The sequence below is a fragment of the Kiloniella spongiae genome (assembly GCF_001026905.1).
Lineage (GTDB): Bacteria > Pseudomonadota > Alphaproteobacteria > Kiloniellales > Kiloniellaceae > Kiloniella > Kiloniella spongiae.
In genome coordinates this window covers 44278-62933 of sequence record NZ_LAQL01000002.1, presented here as the reverse complement: position 1 = coordinate 62933, position 18656 = coordinate 44278, and the positions used below count along the sequence as shown (strand labels likewise).

General features: G+C 47.9%; 19 protein-coding genes. 11 read left to right on the top strand and 8 right to left on the bottom strand.

The genetic code is table 11. From position 1 onward, the window contains the following. Positions 1 to 4 precede the first annotated feature (4 nt). The 6 genes from WH96_RS00290 (at position 5) to WH96_RS00265 (ending at position 6222) form a co-directional block, all read left to right on the top strand. Entirely contained in the window at positions 5 to 640 is a 636-nt protein-coding gene (locus WH96_RS00290; protein ID WP_047762156.1) for a precorrin-8X methylmutase, read from the top strand. Beyond that, complete coding sequence (locus WH96_RS00285) at positions 637 to 1881, top strand: bifunctional cobalt-precorrin-7 (C(5))-methyltransferase/cobalt-precorrin-6B (C(15))-methyltransferase (protein ID WP_047762155.1); 1245 nt, start codon at positions 637 to 639, stop codon at positions 1879 to 1881. The genes WH96_RS00290 and WH96_RS00285 overlap by 4 nt, the downstream gene beginning before the upstream one ends. Continuing rightward, on the top strand, positions 1871 to 2578 hold the full coding sequence (locus WH96_RS00280) for a precorrin-2 C(20)-methyltransferase (RefSeq protein ID WP_047762154.1): 708 nt from the start codon (positions 1871 to 1873) through the stop codon (positions 2576 to 2578). The genes WH96_RS00285 and WH96_RS00280 overlap by 11 nt, the downstream gene beginning before the upstream one ends. Then, on the top strand, positions 2578 to 4446 hold the full coding sequence (gene cobJ / locus WH96_RS00275) for a precorrin-3B C(17)-methyltransferase (RefSeq protein ID WP_047762153.1): 1869 nt from the start codon (positions 2578 to 2580) through the stop codon (positions 4444 to 4446). The genes WH96_RS00280 and cobJ overlap by 1 nt, the downstream gene beginning before the upstream one ends. Beyond that, a complete protein-coding gene (gene cobM, locus WH96_RS00270; RefSeq protein WP_047762152.1) occupies positions 4443 to 5261 on the top strand; it encodes a precorrin-4 C(11)-methyltransferase in 819 nt (272 codons plus the stop codon). The genes cobJ and cobM overlap by 4 nt, the downstream gene beginning before the upstream one ends. Before the next feature lie 127 nt (positions 5262 to 5388). Further along, a complete protein-coding gene (locus WH96_RS00265; protein WP_047762151.1) occupies positions 5389 to 6222 on the top strand; it encodes a hypothetical protein in 834 nt (277 codons plus the stop codon). 109 nt (positions 6223 to 6331) lie between these two features. Here WH96_RS00265 and WH96_RS00260 read toward each other — a convergent pair whose 3' ends face one another. After that, positions 6332 to 7231, bottom strand: coding sequence for a LysR family transcriptional regulator (locus WH96_RS00260; RefSeq protein WP_047762150.1), 900 nt, complete (start codon positions 7229 to 7231; stop codon positions 6332 to 6334). Positions 7232 to 7332: 101 nt separating this feature from the next. On the opposite strand from WH96_RS00260, the gene WH96_RS00255 reads away from it, so the two are divergent. Then, entirely contained in the window at positions 7333 to 8469 is a 1137-nt protein-coding gene (locus WH96_RS00255; RefSeq protein WP_047762149.1) for an alanine racemase, read from the top strand. A gap of 12 nt (positions 8470 to 8481) precedes the next feature. Next, on the top strand, positions 8482 to 9474 hold the full coding sequence (locus WH96_RS00250) for an ornithine cyclodeaminase family protein (RefSeq protein WP_047762148.1): 993 nt from the start codon (positions 8482 to 8484) through the stop codon (positions 9472 to 9474). A 67-nt stretch (positions 9475 to 9541) separates the two neighbouring features. Here WH96_RS00250 and WH96_RS21815 read toward each other — a convergent pair whose 3' ends face one another. From WH96_RS21815 to WH96_RS00220, 7 genes are all read right to left on the bottom strand, one after another. Then, a complete protein-coding gene (locus tag WH96_RS21815; protein ID WP_156176641.1) occupies positions 9542 to 9715 on the bottom strand; it encodes a hypothetical protein in 174 nt (57 codons plus the stop codon). 89 nt (positions 9716 to 9804) lie between these two features. Continuing rightward, positions 9805 to 10605 carry a substrate-binding periplasmic protein gene (locus WH96_RS00245; protein WP_047762147.1) on the bottom strand — a complete coding sequence of 267 codons (801 nt, stop codon included), beginning with the start codon at positions 10603 to 10605 and terminating at the stop codon, positions 9805 to 9807. Between the two features lie 158 nt (positions 10606 to 10763). Next, a complete protein-coding gene (locus tag WH96_RS00240) occupies positions 10764 to 11033 on the bottom strand; it encodes a hypothetical protein (RefSeq protein ID WP_047762146.1) in 270 nt (89 codons plus the stop codon). 187 nt (positions 11034 to 11220) lie between these two features. Further along, entirely contained in the window at positions 11221 to 12219 is a 999-nt protein-coding gene (locus WH96_RS00235) for a Gfo/Idh/MocA family protein (protein WP_047762145.1), read from the bottom strand. 143 nt (positions 12220 to 12362) lie between these two features. After that, the gene (locus tag WH96_RS00230; RefSeq protein WP_047762144.1) at positions 12363 to 12596 is read right to left on the bottom strand and encodes a DUF2164 domain-containing protein; all 234 of its coding nucleotides are present in this window, start codon (positions 12594 to 12596) and stop codon (positions 12363 to 12365) included. Between the two features lie 79 nt (positions 12597 to 12675). Further along, on the bottom strand, positions 12676 to 13485 hold the full coding sequence (locus WH96_RS00225) for a cobalt-precorrin-6A reductase (RefSeq protein WP_047762143.1): 810 nt from the start codon (positions 13483 to 13485) through the stop codon (positions 12676 to 12678). Continuing rightward, positions 13482 to 14573: a cobalt-precorrin-5B (C(1))-methyltransferase gene (locus WH96_RS00220; RefSeq protein WP_047762142.1), complete on the bottom strand. Its 1092-nt coding sequence runs from the start codon at positions 14571 to 14573 to the stop codon at positions 13482 to 13484. The genes WH96_RS00225 and WH96_RS00220 overlap by 4 nt, the downstream gene beginning before the upstream one ends. A 124-nt stretch (positions 14574 to 14697) precedes the next feature. On the opposite strand from WH96_RS00220, the gene cobA reads away from it, so the two are divergent. The 3 genes from cobA to WH96_RS00205 all read left to right on the top strand — a co-directional run bounded on the left by cobA (position 14698) and on the right by WH96_RS00205 (position 18455). Further along, positions 14698 to 15546, top strand: coding sequence for a uroporphyrinogen-III C-methyltransferase (gene cobA / locus WH96_RS00215; RefSeq protein WP_047762141.1), 849 nt, complete (start codon positions 14698 to 14700; stop codon positions 15544 to 15546). Continuing rightward, positions 15543 to 16925, top strand: a complete 1383-nt coding sequence (locus WH96_RS00210) for a cobyrinate a,c-diamide synthase (RefSeq protein ID WP_342667199.1) — start codon at positions 15543 to 15545, stop codon at positions 16923 to 16925. Before cobA ends, WH96_RS00210 begins: the two co-directional genes overlap by 4 nt. A 141-nt stretch (positions 16926 to 17066) precedes the next feature. Then, a complete protein-coding gene (locus tag WH96_RS00205) occupies positions 17067 to 18455 on the top strand; it encodes an alpha/beta fold hydrolase (RefSeq protein ID WP_047762140.1) in 1389 nt (462 codons plus the stop codon). The last annotated feature ends 201 nt before the right edge of the window (positions 18456 to 18656 follow it).

Here is an 18656-nt window from a genome sequence, read left to right as displayed (position 1 = left end):
AAGTATGTCGATTGAATACGACTATATCCGGGATCCACAGGAAATTTATCGCGAGTCATTTGCGCAGATAGAGGCCGCTGCGGATTTTGGGAAGATGCCTGCTGATGTTGCTGATGTTGCTGTGCGTATCATTCATGCCTGCGGAATGCCGGAAGTTATTGATGATCTTGCCTGGACTGATGATTTCGCGGCGAAGGGGCGGGCTGCCCTTAAAGCGGGCGCGCCCATTATTGTTGATTGTCGTATGGCACGTGATGGCATTATTCAAAACAGGCTTCCTGCGAATAATCAGATCTTGTGCCCCTTGATTGATGAGCGTGTGCCGGAAATTGCCAAAGAAATCGGAAATACAAGATCCGCCGCTGCGGTGGAATTGTGGAAAGAGCATCTTGAGGGCGCTGTTGTCGTCATAGGGAATGCGCCGACAGCGCTGTTCAGATTACTGGAAGTTTTGCATGATGGTGCACCGAAGCCTGCTGCAATTCTTGGCTTTCCTGTCGGGTTCGTTGGTGCGGCTGAATCAAAAGATGCCTTGATTGCTGCCAATATTGACATCCCTTACATGACATTGCGTGGTCGTCGCGGGGGAAGTGCCATTGCATCCGCTGCGCTGAATGCGGTGGCAAAGGATAACAAATGACTTCTGAAGCAAACACGGGTGCCTGGCTCACGATTTTGGGTATTGGCGAAGAAGGGCTGGATAGCCTGACGCCTGTTGCTCGTCGTTTGCTCGATCAGGCAAAAGTACTTGTCGGCGGAGAACGTCATCTGGCAATGTTGGGCGAAGATCCTCGAGAACAAATAAACTGGTCCTCCCCCTTTTCTTCGATGGTCGAGAAGATACTCTCTCGAAGAGGAGAGAGCATCTGTATTCTGGCGTCGGGCGATCCGATGTGCTTCGGTGTTGGGGCCACCTTCTCCAAACGCATTCCCGCTTGTGAAATGCTTGTTGTTCCCGGTATCTCATCCTATTCACTTGCTTGTTCCAGACTTGGTTGGGCCATGATGGATGTTGATATGCTAACGCTACACGGACGTCCTTTGAGCTTGCTTCATCCGCATGTTCAACCCGGAGCACAGTTGCTCATGCTGAGTGAGAACGGAACCACGCCAGCCGAAGTTGCTTCTTTGCTGACGGACCGTGGCTTTGGCGATAGTAAGATTACTGTTCTTGAGCACATGGGTGGAGAGAAAGAGCAGGTACTTGACGGTGTTGCGCACTGTTGGTCCTATCCTGCCTGTGCTGATCTGAACACAATTGCTGTTGAGTGTATTGCAACGCACCGCGCAGAAGTCTTGCCGACTGTTCCCGGATTGCCTGATGATGCCTTTGTGCATGATGGGCAATTGACGAAAAAGATTGTGCGCTCATCGACCCTGTCTGCTCTGATGCCGATGACGGGACAGGTTCTTTGGGATCTGGGCGCTGGTTGCGGATCAATCTCTATCGAATGGATGCGTGCCGCACAGGGAACAAAGGCTGTTGCTATCGAGCGGGATCAAGAGCGTCTTTCAAGTATTGCGGCAAATGCTCAGGCTTTGGGGACACCCTTTCTGTCTATCAAGGAAGGGGAACTTCTTTCTGTTCTCGGCGAGTTGATGAAAGAAGAGCAGCGACCAGATGCCATTTTTGTTGGCGGAGGGGCCACTTCTGATGGATTGTTTGATATCTGCTGGAAGGCTTTAAAGCCTGGAGGTCGCTTTGTCGCAAACGTTGTGACGCTGGAAGGCGAAATGAAGCTCTTTGAATGGCATAAAAAAGTAGGGGGAGAACTTAATCGTATTTCGATTAATCAGGCATCCCCCATTGGACCTTATCATGGCTGGCGGGCGGCGATGCCTGTAACCCAGTATGCAGTGACGAAAAGATATGACGGGTAAACTTTATGGCGTCGGCATTGGGCCCGGCGATCCTGAGCTTTTGACTTTAAAAGCCTTGCGCTTGATCCAGAAGACCAAGGTATTGGCTTATCCGGCACCGGATGTTGGCGATAGTCTGGCACGGACAATTGTGGCGGAACATCTACCCGGTGGACAGACCGAATACCCAATCCGGATACCGATGGTTACAGAGCGTTTCCCGGCACAGGATGTTTATGACCAGGCGGCCAAAGATATTGCAGAATTTCTGGACGCAGGACAGGACGTTGTCGTGCTTTGCGAAGGCGATCCTTTTTTCTATGGCTCCTTTATGTATCTCTTTGGGCGTATGATGGAACGCTTTGAAGTTGAAGTCGTCCCTGGCGTTTCTTCGCTGATGGCCTGTTCGGCAATGGTCGGCGCGCCTTTGGCTGCGCGGAACGATGTCATGACTATTATTCCCGGTCCTGTCGATGCCGATATTATGAAGCAACGTCTGCGCAATGTGCAGGCTGCGGCGATCATCAAGGTTGGTCGTCATTTTGAAAAAATTCGCAGCATTCTTGAAGAACTGGATTTGGTTGATTGTGCGCGCTATGTGGAACGCGCAACCATGGAAAACCAGAAAGTAATGCCCTTAAGCGAAGTGGGGGATGCCAAGGCACCTTACTTCTCAATGATTTTGGTCCACAAACGTGGTGAGGCCTGGACACTGTAATGACGCAAAAATTTGATCACTCCCCTGCCTTTGTTGCTCTGACAGCAGAAGGTGCGAAACTTGCCAAACAACTACGTGATGCCTATGGCGCTGGTGAAGTTCATGGCCGTGTGGGTCGTGTGGAAGGCGCAGATGTTTCTTTTGATGAAACCATCGTGCATCTTCAATCGCTTTTCCGCGAAGGGCGCGCCATTGTTGGTATCTGTGCCGCTGGTGTTTTGATTCGTGGTCTATCACCTCTCTTGGCTGATAAGCGCGCTGAACCACCTGTTATTGCTGTTGCTGAAAACGGCTCTGCGGTGGTTCCCTTACTTGGCGGTCATCACGGGGCTAATGACCTTGCCAAGGATCTTTCTGCCAAGCTGGATGTTTCTGCTTCTATTACCACAGCTTCTGATAATCGTTTCGGCATTGCCCTGGATAATCCGCCTGCTGGCTGGAAGCTTGGCAACCCGCAAGATTACAAAGCTTTTATCGCCGTTGTATTGGCTGGTGCCAAGGTTCAACTCAACGGGGAAGCTGACTGGGTGAAGGCGGGGAGCCTTCCAATCTCTGACAACGGTGAGCTTGTTATCACGGTAACCGAGAAGGATCTCGCGGGCTCTGAGAAAGAGCTTGTCCTGCACCCAGCAACGCTCTCGCTTGGTGTTGGTTGCGAACGCAATGCAGAATCAGAAGAACTTTCAAAACTTGTTTCTGAGACCCTCAAAGCTGGGGGGCTTTCGCCGAAAGCCCTAGCGGGGGTGTTCTCTATTGATGTTAAAGCAGATGAAACTGCTGTTCAGGCTCTTGCTGCTGAACTGGACGTTCCTGCACGTTTCTTCCCGGCGGCAGAGCTTGAAAAACAAACTCCACGTTTAGAAACACCATCAGATATCGTCTTTGCCGAGGTCGGCTGCCATGGTGTGTCCGAAGGATCTGCCCTTGCTGCTGTTGGCGAGACAGGCAAGTTGCGTGTTGCGAAAAATAAATCCAAACGCGCAACCTGTGCGATCGGAGAAGCAACAGGTATCATTGATACCTCAACCCTGGGTCAAGCGCGCGGTAAACTATTTGTGGTTGGCCTTGGTCCGGGTGATCAAAGCTGGCGTGCACCGGAAGTGGATCGTGTGGTTCGCGGTGTTACAGATTTGGTCGGATATCATCTCTATCTTGATCTGCTTGGTCCCTTGGCCGAAGGCAAGGATCGTCATGGTTATGAACTGGGCGAAGAAGAAATGCGGGTGCGCATTGCCCTGAATCTTGCTGCCGAAGGGCGCTCGGTTGCTTTGGTTTGTTCAGGTGATCCCGGAATTTATGCCATGGCCGCTTTGACCTTTGAGCTATTGGATCGCGGAGAACGGGCGGACTGGAACCGTGTTGATATTCAGGTGACGCCGGGTATTTCTGCACTACAAGGGGCTTCTGCTCGTATCGGCGCGCCTTTGGGACACGACTTCTGCACGATCTCTCTCTCTGATCTTCTGACCCCGTGGGAAGCCATTGAAAAGCGTTTGAATGCAGCAGCACAGGGCGATTTTGTTATTGCCTTCTATAATCCGGTTTCTCGTCGTCGGACGAAACAACTAGCCACAGCGGTTGAAATCCTCCTTCAACACCGTCCGGCAGATACGCCGGTTATGCTGGGCCGTAATCTTGGTCGCGAAGGTGAGAGTATGACAGTGCTGCGGCTTGATGAATTGACACCGGATCAGGTTGATATGTTGACCGTTGTCCTTGTGGGGTCATCTACCTCGCGCAAGATTGAAAAATCTGACGGCTCATGCTGGGTTTACACACCGCGTGGCTATGAAAAGAAAGCCCATCTCTATGAGAACTTTGACGAGACGGGTGAAGTGAAAACGATCACAGAAGGATCAGCAGCATGACGGTTTATTTCATTGGCGCTGGTCCGGGTGCACCGGATCTCATTACCATTCGGGGCCGTGATCTCATTGCCAAGTGTCCTGTGTGTCTTTACGCAGGATCGCTGGTCCCCGAAGGTGTTATTGCCTTTGCACCAGAAGGCGCGCTGATCAAAGACACGGCCCCGATGAACCTGGATGAGATTATCGAGGATATCAATACGGCCCATAAAGACGGCAAGGATGTTGCCCGGGTGCATTCCGGTGACCCCTGTCTTTATGGTTCTGTTGCTGAACAGATGCGCCGCCTTGATCAACTGGGTATTGATTACGAAGTTGTCCCCGGCGTTTCAGCCTATGCTGCGGCCTCTGCGGTTATCCAGAAGGAACTGACATTACCGGAAGTCAGTCAGTCGATTATCCTGACACGAACAGCCATGAAATCTTCGGCAATGCCCAATAACGAAGATCTGGATACCTTTGGCAAGTCCGGTGCGACCCTTGCCATCCATCTATCGGTGCGTAATCTTAAACACGTTCAGGAAACCCTGACCCCGCATTACGGCGAAGATTGCCCCGTGGTGATTGCCTATCGCGTGACCTGGCCGGATGAGTTGATCATACGCTGTACCCTCAAAGACGTGCGTGAAAAAGCCCGTGAAGCCAAGATCACCCGCACAGCCCTTATCCTTGTCGGACACGTGCTGGCGGATGATAAAGACTTCATCGACAGCAAACTCTACGATCCGGATTTTGTTCACGTCCTGCGTCTTGGGAAAGATAAGAAAAAAGCCGCAGCCGTGGAACACGAAGCCAATGTGCCGGGCGGGCTGGATTGAGGTCAATTAGGTTTTATGGTTAAGAAGAGAGGCCCCAGAGCCTCTCTTTTTTATTTTGGTCACAATCGATGTGCAGGATGTAATACAGTTTTTAAATTCTGGTAATAAAAATACTTGAACAAACAGTATGATTAATATTTTTCGATGCCTTTTGCACTTTGTCATTGTCGTGATTCTAACAGTAATTACACAAATTGGCGGTGTTGCTTACCTTCTTTCTTTGGTATTTAAAAAGTATATAGCTCGAGTAGGGAAATTGAAATTTGGTTATGGTTTTCTTCTATTTGCTATTTTTTATGGCTTGTTATGGGGCGGCTCGATATTTATCGCACCACAGTTTGGCCGTGTAGCACTTCCTTGTTTTTCAGATCAAACAGATAAAATTGCAGTTCAGTCTCCGCTTTATTGTTTGCTGAACAGGCATTATGTTACCCCCAAATTGTTAGAGCTTGGGAATGCTCTGGCGAGTAGTATAGACGCCAGATTTCCAAGAACACAAACACAGGCTCTTGACGCTAACTTTCCATTTTTTGACAAATTTCCTCTGTTGCCGCATTTATCCCACGATGATGGGAGAAAGCTTGATATCGCGTTTTATTATCGGAATGATAAAAACGAATATGTGGTGGGAAAAACCAAATCCCCAATCGGATATTGGGGGTTCGAGCAACCTACTGATAGCCGTAGTCAACTTTGTTCCAATAATGATGATAATTGGAATTTACGATGGGATATGGATTGGTTTCAATTTTTGAATAAACAACACTACCAACTTGATCGAGAAAGAACCTCGGTGGCGTTGCAATGGCTTGCGAATCAAGGACAATCTTATAAGGTGTCGAAAATATTTGTCGAACCTTATTTGGCTAAGCGTTTAGGTGTTTCTAATAAAATTATTCGTTTCCAAGGATGTAGAGCTGCTCGCCATGATGATCATATTCATATACAAATAGCGAAATAAAGCCATCTCAGCCCGTTTTCTTACGTTCCCAAACCGTTCGGTAATCTTCGGGTGAGTTCTGTATGGAAAACTTTATTCTATCATTTTGATACGAAGGGTTTTGGGGAAATTATACGGTTTTCCCTAACCTTTCTTTGGCAAAATCCAAAAACAATTGAACCCGGGCTGGCTTTGTTGAGTTGTGGTGTGTCAAGGCAGTGACCGGGGCGTCGGGTGCTTGCCAGTGGGGGAGGAGCTCTGTCAGGCGGCCCGCTTTGATATCTTCTCGAACACTCCATTCCGATCTTAGAATAATACCGCGATCAGAGAGCGCCCAGCCTTTGGCGACCTCGCCGTCGTTGCTGGCAAGGGGCGGGGCGATACGGATGTCAGAACGTTTTCCTTCTTTACCTGTGAACCGCCATAAGGTGACGTCTTCGTCATCTTCACGGATAGCAATGCATTGATGGTTCGTTAGATCAGCGGGGGTGCGGGGGGAACCGTGTTGTTTCAGATAATCCGGAGAAGCACAAAGAATACGTCTGTTGGATGCTATGGTGGTTCGCAGTAAATCACTGTTTTTTAAGGGGCCAACCCGGAAGATAATATCCCAACTGTCACGCGGTAAGTGCCCCAATTGATCGCTGAGTTGCAGGTTAACTGTGATTCCTTGGTTTTGTGTCTGAAAAGTAGCGAGTAATGGTGCAATACGAAGTCTGCCGAAACCAAGAGGGGCGATGACTTTCAGATGACCTGAAATAATGCCACGTTGGGCTGCGATTTCTTCCTCTAGCCCATCAAGGGTATTGAGAAGCTGTTCGGCCCGGGCGGCAAGTAGTTCACCTTCTGTAGTCATTACAAGGCTTGCTCCGCCTGAGCGCTCAGCCAATTTCAGCCCAAGGCGTTGTTCAAGGCTTGAAAGTCGCTGGCTGACAGCGGAGGCCGTGACATTGAGCGTGCGTGAAGCCGCGGCGAGGGAGCCTCCTCTGGCGATGGCTTGGACAAGTTGCAAGTCGGTTGATGAAATCATTAGTTTATCTAACGTTTAAAGTGAAAAATCATAAATTTACCTTTTCGTTGATCCAGGTGCAAACTGCAACAAGAAAACGAATTAGAAGAAAGGGCGTCTCTATGAGTAATAAAATTCACGATTTGGATACACCATGTTTGTTACTGGACCGAGATCGCCTAGAGACCAATCTTGAGCGCATGAAAAAAGTCGCGACATCTAGATCGACGCTGTTGAGGCCGCATTTAAAAACCTCCAAGTCGCTAGAGGTTGCCTCTTTGGCTCTGAAAGCAAGTGGCGGCGGGGCAACAGTCTCTACCTTGAAAGAAGCAGAGGTTCTTGGGCGCAGCGGTGCCGTTGATTTGCTTTATGCGGTTGCCATTTCACCACAAAAACTCAAACGTGTTGCTGGTTTGAGAGCTGAAGGTATTGATCTAAAGGTTGTTGTCGACAATGTTGAGATGGCCGAGCATCTGTCCGCGTTTTATGAGCAGACTGGGCAAACCATCCCGACCTTGATTGAGCTCGACTTGGATGGACACAGATCGGGCGTTCGCCCCGAGGATAGCATTCAGCTTCTTGCTATTGGGAGAGAACTCGACAGGTATCAGCAGTTACGAGGGGTGATGGCCCATGCGGGTGAAAGTTACGCGCTTTCAGATCCCGCTGACCTGCAGCATTCTGCCGACAATGAAGCAAAGTCAGCTTGTGCGGCGGCGCAAACCCTCTGTAATTCTGGCCTGCCGTGTCCGATTGTGAGTATCGGCTCCACGCCAACGGCCTTGATGGGGACAAGCTACGAAGGCGTTACCGAACTGCGAGCGGGAGTCTTTATGTTCTTTGATCTGGTCCAGTCGGGGGTGGGGGTGTGCAGAAAAGACGATATTGCGTTGAGCGTCCTCAGCACGGTGATCAGTACTAACCCAGATGCCAGCCGTCTGGTCATTGATGCCGGCTGGATGGCCTTGTCCCGCGACCGGGGAACAGCATCCCAAGCTGAAGACTATGGTTATGGGCAGGTTTGCCTACCGGACGGCATCATCCTGACAGATGTTCTGGTGCTGGATGCGCAACAAGAACACGGGATCATCGGGGTGCGTCGTGGATCAAGTGCGTGTCTGCCCAAATTATCAATCGGTGACCAGTTGCGTATCTTGCCCAATCATGCTTGTGCTACTGCGGCGCAGCACGGGGCCTATCACGTCATCAACAAACAAGCGGAAGTCGAGGCTATCTGGCCCCGGTTTTCTGGCTGGTAAGGAGATAGAGTTATGAGCGAATTAACCGTTATCAGTGCATCTGATATTGCAGAGTATGTGACTCGTGATCTTGCCTTTGCGGCTGTTGAAAAAGCCCTGATTGCAATCACCAAACCGGATAGCCGTTTGTTCCCGGTAACCATTGGCCGGGGAGTACCCGATGAGAGTATGGTGGCGATAAAATCAGGAATGTCGGCTCCAGAGGGGGTTGTCGGAATGAAGGTCGGAACCTATTGGCCGAACAACCGGGACATGGGTTTGACCAATCACGGCTCAACAACCTTGTTACTGGATCCGGACACAGGTATGCCGACGGTGTTATTTAATGCTGTGGCGCTGAACGGTTTGCGCACTGCCGCGGCCAATGCGGTTGCAAGCAATGTTCTGGCGCGACCGGATGCCGAGGTTCTTTTGCTGGTAGGGGCCGGGCATCAGGCCCGCTGCGAAATCGCAGCCCTCTGTGACATTCGCCCGATTTCTCGGGTGCTGATCTGGAGCCGTAATCTAAACCATGCCGCGGAATTGGCAGAAGAATTATCCGCGAGCGCCTCAAATCAGTCTTTTGCCCAATTTTCTGCGACCTCAGATCTGGAGATGGCTGCTGGAGAGGCGGATATCATCACCACAGTCACGCCCTCAACCCAAGTGTTAATCCAATCAGCGTGGGTGCGTCCTGGAACCCACATCTCGGCGATGGGAGCCGATAAAAAGGGCAAACAGGAACTGGACCCTCGCTTAGTAGAGGGCGGCAAGCTTTTTGCTGATCACCCGCCACAGTCTGTTGAGATCGGAGAATTTCAAAGCGCGACCCAACAAGAGTTGATCCGGGAGCAGGATATTACGGCAATCGGCAGAGTCTTAACGGGCGTGTGTAAAGGGCGGACGGGCGAAAGAGACATTACTATTTTTGACAGCTCTGGCATCGTTTTACAGGATATTGCCGTTGCTCAGGCCGTATTAGAAAAGATACGCAAGAAAGGAGGTGGGCTTAAAGTATCGTTTTGAGAGAGTAAAATATTTGGATGCTTTAAATACAATAGTCTATGGAACAATAGTGAATAGTTTGGCTCTATCAGCTCGTTTTCTTGCACTCCCATATCGTTTGATAACCTTCGGGTGAGTTCTGGGCAACAAACTCGGCCGAGGTTTTGCAACTTTCGTAGGTTGCGTAGGTTTCTGATCCCCCAATAGTCATTTCCTGTTGCCCACTCAACAACGATACGAGGAAAAATGTAATTTTAAACATGGGAACTATCCTTCCTATGCTTAAAGTACAATCAATGTTTGTGCCAAGGTAATGACGAGACTAGGGAGATACTTTGACCGGAAGGGGAATTAGTTGACTTCGATGGGGAGTTGGTAGCGTGATTTAATGGCGTTCCATTCCGGATCATCTTTCATTTTTAGTATCATGCTATCAAGGAATTCTCTGGCCTGTGGAAGATATCCACTTATGAGAAAGCGTCTAAGAAAGATGCTGTGTTTATAGGTACTGAAATGAATTTCTTCACTAAGATTTTCTTCCCATACCAGATAGCGTGCAGAGCTTTCTGCCATTATTCCGATATCAACACGTTTGCCTACAAGCATTTTGATAAGGTTTCGCTCATGAGGCGCATTCATTCTGGAAAAAGATCCTTTTGCGACTTCATTGTCAATCCGTGCATAGCGGTGACCAAGTACGCCGCCCAACAATAAATCCTCAAGATCCCCCATACTTTTAACTTCTATGGAACGGTCTTTACGTGAAAAATAAACATTTCCGTCGGATATGAGAGGTGTGGTCCATTCAAACCTACTTTTTGCATCCGGCCCAAACCAATCCGGTGAAACCCAGGGGATGATTATATCGCTGTTTGCTTTTAGCAGATTGTCCAATCGCTTTCTGGGAAGGATACTGAGTTTAAATTGGAACTTTTTTGCGCCGTGTTTATTTAGATAATTCACAAGATCGTGACTCAAGCCTTTGTTCTCACCGACAATAAATGGGGGAACATTGTGATAGCTGTAAATTTGATATTCAGTGGCTAGGGAGATCTTTAGGGGAAAGAGTATTCCAAAAGCCAAGCTTACGATGAACATTAAAGCTATATAATGGACGTGAGAAATAGATACACTACGAAGATCATTGGTCATGGTAATAATCTTTGCTGCGGGCTAAAATAAGTACCTAATGTATCACATTATTTGTGTGAAAAGTTATTTTTCTATTTTTGGGTGTGTTTTGGCGGAGTCCAAGAAGTATTTTCCTGAAGTATTAATATCAAAAAACAGAAGTATTTTGATTAATGACTTTAATTCTGAATGTGGTGATTATGCAGCTTTTTCCAGACTTCTTTAATGCTCGGCAGTTCAGAGGACATTAATTCTTTTATTTTACCAAGGCTGTCTTCCGAGAAGTTTGCTCTTCTGAGTTTATCAATATGGATCTTGATAAACTGTCCGTTCTGGGCGCAGGAAAACAATTCAGGGCTTACGGCAATATGCCCGTCGTCTGCCATCAGCATAAGAGGCCCATTGACCTGAATTTCATCTCCGCTTTGGAGAATTGCTTTAATTGTCATTTTGGTACTCAGGATTTATGAGCAGGTGAATTAGAAGGGCAACACTAAAAGCTATATCGTCGATTTTTTATAAATTTAAGTGTTGTCTCTGTTGAAGAGTGGGGAAAACATAGAAGTGAAATTGAAAAAAAGCAAGTTTCTCATCTAGTGGGATTAGAAAGCCAGATGCTCCTTTACAGATCACCCGTTAAATGTTTTCCCAAAGCCCGCTCTCGCCAGCCACGTAGATTGTATCAATTAAACGCTGATTTTTTTGTGAGTTTTCAAGGGTAAAAACTTTTGCAATATCTGCAGAAGTTCTGGTAAGCACTGCGCGTGAGAAGGCTTCTATCTGTAGCTTGTATTGGTTCGCGCCGGGGAAGTGAAATTCCTGTTTTTCGGAATGGCTTGTATTGTGCAGTGTTACTTTATCTGCATCGTAAAGACCCGCATTAAACGGGGCTGAAACTTCAATCCATCCTTTATCACCGTGGAATGAAATTTCCTGTCGATGTGCGAGTTGTGTTGCCACATACATGGTCATTTCAAAGTCACCAAAATCAGCACGACAGGAGGCAAAAACATCGGTACCAAAATCTTTATCATATTTTACCTTTGCGGAAACGGCGACAGGTTCAACACCCGTTGCGAAACGTGTCGCGACGGTTGGGTAAACACCGATATCAGGTAAGGCGCCACCGCCTAATTCGCGGATGTTCCGCATATTATTGCTGTCTTTGTTGAAGTAGGTAAACGCGGATTGAACGTGGGAAAGAGTACCGATGGCACCACCTTGGATTAAATCACGTATTTTGTGCCATTGAGGGTGATAGGTGATCATGAATGCTTCTGAAACCAGGACGTTATTTTTATCCCGTGCCTGAATGATCTCTGCGATTTGAGATGCCTTTAGAGAAATTGGCTTTTCACAAAGCACATGTTTTCCCGCATTTGCTGTCTTGATAGACCATTCCACATGATGTGCAGTGGGCAGGGGGATGTAAACGGCGTCTACAAGGTTGCTTGCCAGTAGATCATCATAAGACCCAAAGGTATGTGGAATAGCAAAGCGTTCTGCAAGGGCATCTGCCTTTGACTTATCCCGACTGGCGATAGCGGCAATCACAGCATTGTCTGCATTTAAAATTGCCGGAATAACGTGTTCTACACCAATTTTGGCAGTCGATAGAATTCCCCAGCGCAGCATTTTTCATCCCGTTCAAAGTAAGATTTTTTATCTGGATGATACTAAAGAGGTAATTGAAATTTCACCAATAAAATCAGAAGCGAGTTGTTGTCCTTGTTTGATGTTATGTGAATCATTACCGATAGATAACAAAAAAATACTATCTAATCTTCGGGTTCATAAAATTCGGTATCCAGATCATCAAGCTTTTCTGCGATATATTTCCGAGCATCGGCGATACCTTGGTTGTATTGTGATGGTCCAATCTTTTTGAGGAGGAAATCGATCACCTCTGCCGCACGAAATTCGCTGATATCTTCGTCAAATTCTGAATAGTGAAAATTGATCAATGCTTCAATAATTTCGGCTCTTCGTTCTTTTTCAAGTTTAATACGCATGATATCAGCGCTTTCATTTCGATAGAGTGTCTAATGATTGGTTTTGGTTTTTTTGTAACGGGATATTTCGAAGGTAAAATCACAGGGCTGAGAAGTGATTCTGTAACCAACTGAGAATGCCTTTGACAGTGGATTTCACTATCGCAGATGGCAGCGGTGGTCGCGATATCATCAGTACAGGGATATTATGTTTTCGGGCGACGATTAGTTTGGCGTAAGTTGCAGTGCCACCTGAGTTTTTGCAGACAATCAGGTCAATTTTTTCTTCTTTTACAAGGCGAGTTTCTTCATCCTCAGAAAAGGGACCACGTTGTAAGATTATTTTTAAGTTCTGTTTCTCTGCGTCTGAGACAGATGGTTCAATCATTCTGGCTATGAATTTATGCTGTTTGATTGCGATGAAACCGTCGAGTTTCTTCTGTCCTGTCGTCAGAAAAACGGTCATAGAATTTTCTAAAGTTCGTAAATATTCCTGTGCTGTCTGAATATCAGGAACCTCAATCCAGTTATCATTCTGTTCTGCGCACCAAGCTGAACGCTGCAAGATAAGGTGAGGAATTTCAAACTTTTGGCACGCTGTCCAGGTATTGCCGGTTATTGTTGATGCAAAGGGATGCGTGGCATCTATAACGACGTTTATGGCGCTTGTTCTGAGATATTCTATGAGACCTTCCACACCGCCAAAGCCACCCATCCTCTCGTTACCTGATACTTTCGCACGGTTTACTGTGACCCCCGCGCGTGATGTCGTTACATGAAAGGTTGGGTCTTTGGATAGGTGCTCTGCAAGCTCGTTAGCTTCGGTGGTGCCGCCCAGAATCAAAATGCGTGGCTGAGTGTCATTATGATTTGTTTTCCCCGTTGTTGTCCTGAAGGTCTGTGAGGTCATTTTGCAAACCCGGTTTTAGCGACGATGGTCCCGGGTCGGTCAATGATGATTACTTCAACTTCAGTATTCCCTCTTAGAATCTTCAAGGCTTCGGTTCGGGCGAGGTAAGCGATCTTTTCAGCCAAAGGAACATCTTCGGCGAGGCAACGTAAAAGGATCTGGTTTGCTGTATTGGCTGTTTGTGCTTCTTCAATGATATCTTCGGAGGCGTCTATTTCACGCAATCTATCGGCGAGCCACGACATATCGACCTGACTTCGCCCAGAATGAAGATCCATATGGCCCATGGCAAGTTTTGTCAGCTTACCAAAGCCACCGCCTATAGTCAGTTTAGGGACAGGGTGGTCTCGCAGATATTTGAGCATCCCCCCGGCAAAATCCCCCATATCAAGCATGTCTGTATCTTCCAAATTATAAAGATCCATAACTGCTTTTTCTGATGTTGATCCTGTGCAACCGGCAACGTGTGGACGATTGGTGGCTATGGCAACGTCAATGCCGCGGTGAATGGAATGAATCCAGGACGAGCAGGAAAAGGGAATAACAACGCCTGTGGTTCCCAGAATGGACAGGCCACCAAGAATACCCAAGCGTGGATTCCATGTTTTTTGAGCCAGCTCTTTGCCATCGGGAATGGATATTTCAATTTCGACATCACCGGGCAGATTGTGCGCATGGGCAATTTCTGTGATGACCTCAGTCATCATTTTTCTTGGGATCGGATTGATTGCTGGCTCCCCCGCAGGAATGGGTAAACCAGGTTTTGTAACCATGCCAACCCCTTCGCCAGCGTGAAAGATTATGCCGCTTCCAGGCACGCCATGTCGAACCCGAGAGATTATTGTGGCATGATGGGTGACATCCGGATCGTCGCCCGCATCCTTTATAATTGCTGCCATGGCCGAGCAATCGTCTTTTTCTTCTCTGCAAAGAGCAAAAGCGGGTTGCTCTCCTTTTGGGAGAGTTATAGTAACAGGATCTGGAAATTGATTTGTTACAAGAGCTGTATAGGCCGCTTTGGTTGCCGCAGTGGCACAGGCACCGGTGGTCCAGCCTCTTTTCAATTTTCCTTCGGGTTTTCGTGCCATGACAGTATAATACTAAACCGTTATTTTATAGATCGTTCGGCTTTACTTCTGAATCAGAATCAGAAAGTAACACCAGTTTGAGGTATCTTTAGTGTGAAGCTACACGAGAAGGACAGTGTGATAAATGGATAAACTGCCTCTAGACCTTCCAAATTTTGAACCCGGCTGGGTTTGGCTTGTTGGTGGCGGACCAGGTGATGCTGGCCTTTTGACACTCTATGGGTTGCATGCACTGAGATCAGCTGATGTTCTGGTATATGATGCGTTGGTTGGCGAAGATATTCTGAGAATGGCCCGTGAAGGCTGTGTTCTTGAATATGCAGGCAAACGGGGTGGTAAGCCGTCTTCAAAACAGGCTGATATTTCTCAGCGTCTTATTCAATTGGCCAAAGAAGGCAAAAGAGTCTTGCGTCTGAAAGGCGGCGATCCTTTTGTCTTTGGCAGAGGCGGCGAGGAAGCTTTGGCGCTGGTGGAAGCGAATGTTCCTTTCCGTGTTGTTCCGGGTATTTCCAGTGGTATTGGCGGGCTGGCTTATGCCGGAATTCCTGTTACCCACCGCGATTGCAATTCGGCGGTGACCTTTCTGACCGGGCATAATGCCAGCGGTATTGTGCCGGATAACATTAACTGGGAAGGTCTTGCTCAGGGATCACCCGTAATTGTGATCTATATGGCGATCAAACACTTGGGTGATATCGCGCAAAAATTAATGGCCCATGGCCGGTCCGCTGATGAGCCCGTTGGCATTGTCAGCCGGGCGTCGACCCCGTCGCAAGAGGTTTTGGAAACCAGTTTGGGGCGCTGTGTCGAAGATGTCGCCAAAAGTGGCATTGAGCCGCCAGCACTTGTGGTGATTGGCGAAGTTGTGCGCTTGCGGTCGGGACTTGACTGGATGGGGGCGATGAACGGTCGAGTTCTTACATCTGACCCGCTTAACCTATCCGAAAATGTTGATAAGGTTGCGAACGCTTGATATCGAAAGACGGTGCCGAAAATTCACAACAGCAAGGCGCTTCTATAAATCCAGAGGCAGCTAAGGGACTGATTATTGCGGCACCTTCTTCTGGAAGTGGCAAGACCACGCTGACCTTGGCATTGTTGCGTTATTTCAAAAACAATAATCTACGTGTTGCCCCGGCAAAGGTCGGGCCGGATTATATTGACCCGGCGTATCATACCGCAGCAGCAGGACGCCCTTGTTTTAACCTTGACCCCTGGGCCATGAGACAAGAGAGTTTGGCCTCTATCATTACCCTCAGCGGGCAAGATGTTGATGTTATCCTGACCGAAGGTGTGATGGGGCTTTTTGACGGCGCAGCCGGTGGAGCAGGGTCAACCGCGGAATTAGCTAAGAAAACCGGATGGCCTGTTATCCTTGTTATTGATGTTAAGGGTATGTCTGCTTCGGCGGCGGCTATTTTACACGGCTTTGCTTCTTTTGATCCTAAAGTTTCTGTCGGTGGGGTTATCTTCAATAGAGTTGGTTCTCCAAGGCATGCCGAGTTGTTGAAAGAAGCTTGTGGCCCCCTTGGAATTCCTGTTCTCGGTTATCTGAAAAGGCAGGATAATCTGGTTTTGCCAAATAGGCATCTGGGTTTGGTGCAGGCAATTGAACACAGCGAACTCGATGGTTATCTCGATGAAGCCGCAGAGCAGGTTGGTTGGGATGTTCGCTGTGAAGAGCTTCTGAAGCTGGCACGTCCTTCTATTCTTGCGGGGCTTTCTTCTTGTTCAGGTAAAGACATACACAGTTTTGTGCCGCCGATAGGGCAACGCATTGCAATAGCACAGGATGTTGCCTTTTCCTTTATCTATCCGGCACTTCTGGAAGGCTGGAAAAGATCAGGCGCAGAGTTGAGTTTTTTCTCTCCCCTTGCTGATGAAAAACCATGTGCAGAAGCTGATGCAATCTATCTGCCCGGCGGATACCCCGAGCTACATGTGGGACAGCTTGGCGCAAATCTGAAATTTCTAAAAAGCCTGCGTCAGGCAGCAAAGAAGAACAAAACCATTTATGGGGAGTGTGGCGGCTATATGGTTCTCGGCAAGGGACTTATTGATACCCGTGGAGATCACCATGAACTTGCTGGGTTGCTACCTGTTGAGACGTCTTTTGCCGTTCGGCGTCGATCATTGGGCTATCGTGAGGTAACGACGCTTAGAAACACTGCTTTGGGCGACAAGGGAACAACTTTTAAGGCTCATGAATTTCATTACTCTACAGTCGTGGGAAATGAAGGCGATGATCCTTTGTTTGATGTCAGGGATGCAGCCGGTCAAAAGCAAGGGCAGGTTGGTTGTGTAAATGGTTCTGTGATGGGGTCTTATATCCATCTTATTGATCAATCCTGAAAGACGAGTCTGCTTTAGTGGAATCGTCTGTATGCTGATTGTACTGCTTTAAGCGGAAAAAAATCAAAAACTGTGCTACTATCTTTACGAGGGGTTTTGTGAGTTCAATCTGAATTCGCATACTCGAGAGGAAAGTATCACGTGCAAGTGAACCGAGAACGTTTTCATAGTTCTGCTCAGTGTTTACCACCACCCCAAGCTTACCCGATGATCCGAGGGACAGTTGGTCGATATATCGCACGCCCGTGGTTTGATGCGTTGGCTCTTCGGTTGGTTGTTAAGTATCTCTTTCCGCTTACCCGTGTTTTACAGAGGGCAATTGTGAGTGAGGGAAATGCCCAAAAGCTAATAGATGATCTTGGTCTCAAACACGCATTGCCTGATAGCAGTGATAAAGCTCTGACTGAAGTTTGTATCCGCCATCATGTGGCTAAATCAGCTTTCGAGCGCTGGAAAGTGGTCATGTTCGGCGACGGTCTGAGTATCGCTGGGAGAGTCTTTGCCGAACGACGCAGACAGGAAACGCAGCAAAGATTGTTGGAAGCATCCCTGTTTTTCAAAGAGATTCGTAAAGAAGTCGCCCCTGTCCAATGGCAACTGCCAACCCCCAAAGAGTTTTTTAAAACCTTTGAGGGGTATCAGGACGATCTAAATGCTTTTTATCGCCCGCCTAAAAAAATGTCTGGGATTCATTCATCACATTCTATTCACGGGGTTTATGGTCGTGAATATTGGCTGCGCTATGACTCTGAGTTTGGCGCAGAGAACTGGGTGCGCTGTTATGAACCGCTGACAGGATTGAACCCGACCGCCCCGACGATTATTTTTTTGCAAGGGCTGGGCGTTGAACAGGACTGTTTTCAGGATCGGGAAGATCCGGTTTGTGCGTTGACGGAGGCTGGTTTTCGCGTTTTGCGTATGCAGCAACCCGGCCATGGTTTCCGCAAAGCGCCGGGGTTTTATGCCGGAGAACAGATATTCAGCGAAGGTCCTATGGGGTTGATCAAGCTCTATAGGCAATGGATTTCAGATATTTCTGTATTGATGAACTGGGTGCGGCAGCAAGGTGGAGGCCCTGTTGTTCTCGGCGGTGTGAGTTTAGGTGCGCTAACCGCACAGCTCTATTCATCTGTTGCCTGGAATTGGCGTGATGCTTTGAAACCGGACGCTTTACTTTTGATTGGCACCAGCGGAAATGTAATGGATGTATTACTTAAAGGATGTTTGACACAGGCACTTGCTATTCCCAGAAAACTTCACGAACTGGGCTGGCGCGAAGCCGACTATGTGAAGTGTTTGCCCTTTGTTCAGCCAACGGGACATTCTGTTGTTCCGCCGGAAAAGATAATTTTTATGCTTGGCCAAGCTGATAAACTAACACCTTACAAAGGTGGACTGGATCTTGCCAATCGCTGGCGGGTTCCCCCGGAAAACAGGTTCCTCAGAAGAAGTAAGGGGCATTTCTCTCTGCTTATTGACCTTATCCGTGATCCAGCTGTCTTAAGACGATTGACTGAAATCACGTCGTAATCCCTAGGCTCTTTTACAAATATTACTGGATGATTCTACACATGCAATTATGGCACAGGTGCTCTGTGAGGCAGGGCATTAACAAAATGATTGTTATCTGATATGTTGCCAAAAATTTGTACTCTGCTGGTTTTCGCAGACGAAAGCCCAAAACTATTTCGGGCTTGATTACCATAGGGGATGGTCTTACATAGCCATCCA

What these genes read in the sequence shown, in the direction of transcription:
- WH96_RS00290 (WP_047762156.1), top strand. Translation starts at nt 5, where the DNA reads ATGTCGATTGAATACGACTATATCCGGGATCCACAGGAAATTTATCGC.
- WH96_RS00285 (WP_047762155.1), top strand. Translation starts at nt 637, where the DNA reads ATGACTTCTGAAGCAAACACGGGTGCCTGGCTCACGATTTTGGGTATT.
- WH96_RS00280 (WP_047762154.1), top strand. Translation starts at nt 1,871, where the DNA reads ATGACGGGTAAACTTTATGGCGTCGGCATTGGGCCCGGCGATCCTGAG.
- cobJ (WP_047762153.1), top strand. Translation starts at nt 2,578, where the DNA reads ATGACGCAAAAATTTGATCACTCCCCTGCCTTTGTTGCTCTGACAGCA.
- cobM (WP_047762152.1), top strand. Translation starts at nt 4,443, where the DNA reads ATGACGGTTTATTTCATTGGCGCTGGTCCGGGTGCACCGGATCTCATT.
- WH96_RS00265 (WP_047762151.1), top strand. Translation starts at nt 5,389, where the DNA reads ATGATTAATATTTTTCGATGCCTTTTGCACTTTGTCATTGTCGTGATT.
- WH96_RS00260 (WP_047762150.1), bottom strand. Translation starts at nt 7,231, where the DNA reads ATGATTTCATCAACCGACTTGCAACTTGTCCAAGCCATCGCCAGAGGA.
- WH96_RS00255 (WP_047762149.1), top strand. Translation starts at nt 7,333, where the DNA reads ATGAGTAATAAAATTCACGATTTGGATACACCATGTTTGTTACTGGAC.
- WH96_RS00250 (WP_047762148.1), top strand. Translation starts at nt 8,482, where the DNA reads ATGAGCGAATTAACCGTTATCAGTGCATCTGATATTGCAGAGTATGTG.
- WH96_RS21815 (WP_156176641.1), bottom strand. Translation starts at nt 9,715, where the DNA reads ATGTTTAAAATTACATTTTTCCTCGTATCGTTGTTGAGTGGGCAACAG.
- WH96_RS00245 (WP_047762147.1), bottom strand. Translation starts at nt 10,605, where the DNA reads ATGACCAATGATCTTCGTAGTGTATCTATTTCTCACGTCCATTATATA.
- WH96_RS00240 (WP_047762146.1), bottom strand. Translation starts at nt 11,033, where the DNA reads ATGACAATTAAAGCAATTCTCCAAAGCGGAGATGAAATTCAGGTCAAT.
- WH96_RS00235 (WP_047762145.1), bottom strand. Translation starts at nt 12,219, where the DNA reads ATGCTGCGCTGGGGAATTCTATCGACTGCCAAAATTGGTGTAGAACAC.
- WH96_RS00230 (WP_047762144.1), bottom strand. Translation starts at nt 12,596, where the DNA reads ATGCGTATTAAACTTGAAAAAGAACGAAGAGCCGAAATTATTGAAGCA.
- WH96_RS00225 (WP_047762143.1), bottom strand. Translation starts at nt 13,485, where the DNA reads ATGACCTCACAGACCTTCAGGACAACAACGGGGAAAACAAATCATAAT.
- WH96_RS00220 (WP_047762142.1), bottom strand. Translation starts at nt 14,573, where the DNA reads ATGGCACGAAAACCCGAAGGAAAATTGAAAAGAGGCTGGACCACCGGT.
- cobA (WP_047762141.1), top strand. Translation starts at nt 14,698, where the DNA reads ATGGATAAACTGCCTCTAGACCTTCCAAATTTTGAACCCGGCTGGGTT.